The sequence below is a fragment of the Anaerotignum sp. genome, from assembly GCF_031981185.1.
In the GTDB taxonomy this organism is placed as follows: domain Bacteria; phylum Bacillota; class Clostridia; order Lachnospirales; family Anaerotignaceae; genus Chakrabartyella.
The window spans coordinates 5,396-9,765 of the sequence record NZ_DALYUL010000015.1 but is presented as its reverse complement, the minus strand read 5'-3'; the positions used below and the strand labels follow the sequence as shown (position 1 = coordinate 9,765).

Below are 4,370 nucleotides of genomic sequence, written 5' to 3'. Positions count from 1 at the left end.
TTCATTGGAAAAAGAATTTATAGATTTTGTGGAAGGCATTATTCGGGACTATGGCTATCCCAATGGCATTTATTGCGATAGTGCTGAACAGACCATGATTAACAGTTATCGTCAGCACACAACGTATCCAATTTATAACAGCATTAAACGACCGATTAACGACAGAATACGCTGTACCTTATTGCTTATGGGCGGGGAGCGATTTCATATTGTCAAAGGAGAATGCGATGATCTTGTGGGAGGACTTTCTACAGCGGTTTGGGATAATCAAGTTTTAGAGGACAAGCGATTGGATAATGGCAGTAGTGACATAGATATTTTAGATGCTGATGAGTATAGTTTTGAATACAACATATATAGATTGGTGGGGAATTATGATGCTTAAAATGGTTTGGGAATATATTGTACGAATTTTTGGTATCACGAAAACAAATACAACAAGGGAATAGATGAAGGAAAATATGGCATTCACCCAGAAATATGAGGCAGCAGATGAAATGAATCTTACTGCAATTTTTGCCAATAAGCTTTCTACCCTTGTTATGAACGAAAGCACTGCTGATGTTTCCGGAAACAACGGGAGGGTGACATTTCTAGATCAGTGCTTAATTGAGGTCTGGGATAGGATGAAGAGGGTTGTTTCACGCATGCTGGGGACAGGGGGGTGCATCATTGTTCCTTTTGTTAGGCAGGGAAAAATTCAATTTGATGTACTATCTCAGGAGCGGATGGTTATTCATGAAAAACAAGGGAACCGTATAGCCAGAGCAACGGTTTTGGCGGACAGCGTGAAGCAAGGAGAAAAACAATATTATAGATGGATGGATTATCGGGTGGCTGAGGGAAATCTCTATATTACAAATAAGGTTACTGACCAATGGGGTAACAATGCTTTTCTTGAGCAATGGGCAGAAATTGAGGATATTGCCATTGCCGGTGTTGACCGTGTTTTATTTGCCTATTTTCAATCGCCAATAGACAATAGACGCTTTGGTGACGAGTATGGTGTTCCCATTACATATGGTTGTGACAGTTTAATCAGCGAGATTTTTGAGTGTTTTGATCAAATTCGAGATGAGTATAAGCTGAAAGAGGTAAAGATTTTTGCAGACGAGCGCATGTTTCAAAAGGATGCCAAAACAGGGAAATATCGCATGCCGAGTAGGGTGTTTTTTGCCGCCCATGGCAAAGAAAATGGAGATATGATTGAAGTATTTAGTCCTGAGATTCGCCATAGCAGTTATTATGAGCGATTACAATATTTATTTGGGTTATTGGAAAAAAGTATTGGTACAAGCAAAGGGATTCTGACAGCACCGGAAAGCAGAGGTGCAACAGCCACGGAAATCAAGACCGGGCTTTACGATACATATGCCATAATTGGGGATATTCGAAATGCCGTTGAAAGAGGCGTACGAGACTATCTTTATGCATGTAATGTTTTAGCTAATTGCTACGAGCTGGCACCAATGGGAGCGTATGGGGTACGTTTTGATTGGTCTTATGAGATGATAGAAAGCAGCAGCGAAACGTGGGGGCAATTAAAGGATGCTCTAGAATTAGGGGTGAAAAGCAAAGTTGAGTTACGGCAATGGCTGAATCCCAACGAGACATCAGACGAAGCGCAAAAGGTTTTGGAGGAGATTGAGAAAAGACAAGAGAAATGTGGGCGAGACCCAAAGAATGCGTAAAGGTTTTGCCTCGAACTTTATGAACTTTTGAAGGAATTCAGTCAAAACTTTATTTAATCTTTAATAGGTTTTGCCTAAAAATATTGGACATAGTGTCCTTGAGAATTTTAAAAATCTCGAGGTTTCGTGCTAAGCACCTCGTACAATTAAATAGAAATCAATTCTTATGAATGCATAACATGAAATCGTGTGAAATTATTGAAACCTTTGATTTTCAATAAAAAAGAGTCAAGGGATGAGTCCCTTGCAAGGGGAATTGGGGACAGAATTCCCAAGTTCTAGTACCTTCTCTTTGTTCTTTCGTCTTTAGGCAATAGACGTTAAACAGGCCTTTTTTTGTACCCTTGCCTTGGGATAAAAGGAGGCGGCTCAGTATCGGGACTGGCCGAATGAAAAGGATAGAGCCTAAATAACTATACAAAAATTGAGAGATGGAAGGAGAAAAATTCATGGAATGGTTAAAAGAAGTTTTAAAGGGCCTCAACAATGCTCAAGAAATTGAAAAAAAAATTACAGAAGGAATTGGAAAAAATTTTGTTGCAAGAGTGGACTTTAATGCATTAAATAGCACAAAAAAAGGCTTAGAAGCTCTGGTTTTACAGCTTCAGGAGTCATCTGTAAAGGAAATTGACTTGAAACAAAGACTGGAAGAGCTGGAGCGAAAGATTGTGGCTGAAAAAGATGAGGCTATCCGTAAAGAACGGGAGGCTGCTCAGGAGGTTCATTTGAGAAACCGTTTTAATCAAGCTGTTGGTGAACAAAAATGGCGTGACGAACTGACGGAAAAGGCTGTATTTACTGTATTTCAGAAGGCTATCAGCATGGACATAAACAAAGGCAAAGAAGACAAGGAAATTTTGGAGGGGCTGACCAAGGATAAAAGCTATTTTCTAAATCCCAATAGACCTATTGAAATGCCAAGTATGGGTAGAGTATCCCTGACAAAGGTGGAAGAAAACAAGATGAGAGCATTAATGGGCTTGACCTTAAAGGACTGAAAGGAGAGATAAATGATGGGAATTGCTTTGGCAAAAAACTATACAAACTTGATTGATGAGGTATACAAAAGTGCTTCGGTAACTGCTGACTTAACCAGTGACAATAATATGATGAAAGCAGGGGGGAACGGTAACGAAATTTTATATCCCCAGATCAGTGTTTCCGGTCTGGGCAATTATGATCGAAACAGTGGTTACACTAACGGCTCTGTTGATGTGGTTTGGAAAACTGCCACATTTAATTATGATAGAGGCACAAAGCTATCTATTGATTCCATGGATGATGCTGAAACCTTTCAGGTAGCCTTTCATATGGCAGGAGCAACGCTACAAAGAGAAAAGGTTGCTCCCGAGTCGGATGCATTTACCTTTGCAACCTTAGCGGGAACAGAAGGGATTTCTGTAGCAGATGGAGCAACTTATTCAACTGCAGAGGCATTTCTGGATGCGTTGATGGCGGCAAAAAGCAAGATGGACGAGGATGAAGTACCTGAAGAGGGCAGAGTTTTATATGCAACCCATGCCCTTTTAAATAGCGTTATGGCACTGGATACCACAAAATCTAAAGAGGTTTTGACTAGCTTTGAGGTTGTGCGAAAGGTACCACAAAGCCGTTTTTATACAACCATTGATCTATTAGATGGCAAGACCACAGGGGAAGAACTGGGACATTATAAAAAATCCCCAGAGGGAAAAGACATTAATTTTATGATTGTACATAAAGGTGCTGTGATTAAATTCGACAAGCACGTGGTGGGAGATGTTATTGACCCTGCTGGAAACCCTGATGCCGACAGCTATATTGTAAAATATCGCAAATACGGCATCGTTGATGTATACAAGAATAAGGTGGCGGGTATTTACTTGTCTCATAAGGCATAAGGAGGCTGGCGATTATGTCAAAAAAAATTGGATTGGGTACAAAGGCTCAAAAAGTAAATTCTTTGGAAGAAGAAAGCAATTGCTTGCAGATAGAAATTCAAAAACTTCGCAAGGAGAAGAAGAAGATTCTAGAAGAGAATAAAGTGTTGAAAAAAGAGATTGAGACACTGAATCAAGATACTCCAAAGGTAAATCAAAAAACAGTTGAACAGTGGGAGAGTAAGCAGTAGGAGGGGGAAGGGCAATGGTATATGGAACCTACGAATTTTATCAAGAAAGTTTTGGAGGAGATGCTATTCACCAAGATGATTTTGACCGCCTAGCAAAACGGGCATCAGAGTATATTAATATGGCTACATTTGGAAGAGCAAAAGAATATATTGATGATGAAGATTTATTGAAAAGAGCTTGCTGTGCATTGGCGGAGGCAATCAAACTCAATGAGGAGGGCGGCGGTGTTGTGGCGGAGAGCATTGGAAAGATAACGAAAAATTATGCTGCAGGTGTTACAAATACACCAAATGAGGAGGAGCGCCTTTCCATTGCCATTTGCCGCTATTTATTGCCAACGGGGCTTTTATATTTGGGGGTGTAAAAGTTGAAATCACGTGAGGTATGTACCATATTTAATCGGATTTACGATCCTATTGTACGCAAATATATTTTACAACCTACTGTAATTACAGGAGTTTTTTGGCAGGAAACATTGGGGGCAAGACTGAATCAAGAGAAGCTTTATGAGGCGAATGAGGTTCATATCTTTATTCCTTTTTCTGCGAAAGCAACTCGAATTTATGGC

6 protein-coding genes and 1 pseudogene are annotated in these 4,370 nt (G+C 40.0%); all 7 read left to right on the top strand.

Features of this window, described 5'->3' with window-relative positions; translation table 11 throughout:
- A pseudogene (locus tag RTK36_RS09725) lies at positions 1–385 on the top strand (PBSX family phage terminase large subunit); the annotation flags it as partial.
- A gap of 64 nt (positions 386–449) precedes the next feature.
- A complete protein-coding gene (locus RTK36_RS09720) occupies positions 450–1,691 on the top strand; it encodes a hypothetical protein (protein WP_312046621.1) in 1,242 nt (413 codons plus the stop codon).
- 449 nt (positions 1,692–2,140) lie between these two features.
- Positions 2,141–2,689, top strand: a complete 549-nt coding sequence (locus tag RTK36_RS09715; RefSeq protein ID WP_312046619.1) for a phage scaffolding protein — start codon at positions 2,141–2,143, stop codon at positions 2,687–2,689.
- Between the two features lie 12 nt (positions 2,690–2,701).
- On the top strand, positions 2,702–3,571 hold the full coding sequence (locus tag RTK36_RS09710) for a hypothetical protein (protein ID WP_312046617.1): 870 nt from the start codon (positions 2,702–2,704) through the stop codon (positions 3,569–3,571).
- A 14-nt stretch (positions 3,572–3,585) separates the two neighbouring features.
- Positions 3,586–3,801, top strand: coding sequence for a hypothetical protein (locus tag RTK36_RS09705; protein ID WP_312046615.1), 216 nt, complete (start codon positions 3,586–3,588; stop codon positions 3,799–3,801).
- Positions 3,802–3,815: 14 nt separating this feature from the next.
- Positions 3,816–4,166, top strand: coding sequence for a hypothetical protein (locus RTK36_RS09700; protein WP_312046613.1), 351 nt, complete (start codon positions 3,816–3,818; stop codon positions 4,164–4,166).
- Between the two features lie 3 nt (positions 4,167–4,169).
- On the top strand, positions 4,170–4,370 hold a 201-nt coding region (locus tag RTK36_RS09695; protein WP_312046611.1), incomplete at its 3' end, for a hypothetical protein.

Coding starts and splice junctions, on each gene's coding strand:
- RTK36_RS09720 (WP_312046621.1), top strand. CDS start 450: ATGAAGGAAAATATGGCATTCACCCAGAAATATGAGGCAGCAGATGAA.
- RTK36_RS09715 (WP_312046619.1), top strand. CDS start 2,141: ATGGAATGGTTAAAAGAAGTTTTAAAGGGCCTCAACAATGCTCAAGAA.
- RTK36_RS09710 (WP_312046617.1), top strand. CDS start 2,702: ATGATGGGAATTGCTTTGGCAAAAAACTATACAAACTTGATTGATGAG.
- RTK36_RS09705 (WP_312046615.1), top strand. CDS start 3,586: ATGTCAAAAAAAATTGGATTGGGTACAAAGGCTCAAAAAGTAAATTCT.
- RTK36_RS09700 (WP_312046613.1), top strand. CDS start 3,816: ATGGTATATGGAACCTACGAATTTTATCAAGAAAGTTTTGGAGGAGAT.